We start from the raw sequence: 1,277 nt of genomic DNA, 5'->3' as shown, positions 1-1,277 counted from the left end.
CCATCACCTGGAGATCGACTCGGTTTCTATGGCTACCTCATTTGCCCTACCTGCTTCACGCGGCACGCCGGCAAGGCCTTTCACAACCACGACTCGTTTGCCGACGAATCAACGGAACAGCTGCGCGAATCTTGTTCTAGTAGATTCGCTGCCGCTCGATCGCGTAGGAATTCCTCATAGGTTCTCGTCCATGGCGCGTTCGCCCCCTCGATCCCCCCTCTAGAGAGGGGAAGCTCCAATGCTCAGTCCCCACAATCGTCGATCACATCGAGACTGGAGGAGACATGCAGAGACGAATCACGGGCGCGCTCGCGTGTGCGCTGCTGGTCGCGGCCCGCTTGACTGCGGCGGAAACGGTGGTGGACGACGCGGCCCTAGCCGATACCCGAAACGGCGCCAACTGGCTCTCCTACGGCCGCGACTACAGCGAGAACCGCTTCAGCCCGCTAGACCAGATCAACACCAAGAACGTCTCTAGGCTCAATCTCGCATGGCAGTTGCCACTGCCCAATGACCGAGCACTTCTCGGCACGCCACTTGTCGTCGATGGCGTTTTGTACTTTGCCGGTTCGTACAGCGTGACAAGAGCTGTCGATGCCAAGACCGGCAAAGTTCTCTGGGAGTATGACCCCAAGACCATCGAGCACGCCGGCAAGCGCCTGCGCCTCTTCTGGGGTGGCACGCGCGGCGTCGGGTTTTGGAAGGGCACGCTGATCATCGCCACCAATGACGGCCGCCTGATCGGCCTCAACGCGAAGGACGGAGCGGAGAAGTGGAGCGTCCAGACCACCGACGTCGATAAGCCGATGTACGTCAGCGGATATCCCAAGATCTTCCGCGGTAAGGTACTGATCGGCAATGGCGGCACCGAGAATGGTGCGGCGCGCGGCTACATCACTGCCTATGACGCCGAGACCGGCAAGCAGGCCTGGCGCTTCTACATCGTTCCCGGCAATCCGGCCGACGGCTTCGAGGACGCAACCCAGGAGATGGCCGCCAAGACCTGGACCGGCGAATGGTGGAAGCACGGCGGCGGCGGCAACACCTGGAACGGGTTCACTTATGACGCCGAGTTCAACCAGATCATCATCGGAACCGGCAACGGGTCACCGTGGAACCGCAAGATCCGCAGCCCTGACGGCGGTGACAACTTGTTCCTCTGCTCACTAGTGGCACTCGATCCCGACACCGGCAAGTACAAGTGGCACTATCAGACCGTTCCGGGTGAGACTTGGGACTACAACTCCAGCATGGACATCGTGCTTGCAGACCTGAAG

Annotated in this window: 1 protein-coding gene; it reads left to right on the top strand. The window is 60.7% G+C overall.

Annotation, left to right across the window (positions count from 1 at the left end; all coding sequences use genetic code 11):
* Window positions 1-284: 284 nt before the first annotated feature.
* On the top strand, window positions 285-1,277 hold a 993-nt coding region (locus tag x551_RS22385), incomplete at its 3' end, for a PQQ-binding-like beta-propeller repeat protein (protein WP_036251753.1).

It is taken from the genome of Methylibium sp. T29, from assembly GCF_000576205.1.
Lineage (GTDB): Bacteria > Pseudomonadota > Gammaproteobacteria > Burkholderiales > Burkholderiaceae_C > Methylibium > Methylibium petroleiphilum.
This window is presented reverse-complemented; position numbering and strand designations above follow the sequence as displayed.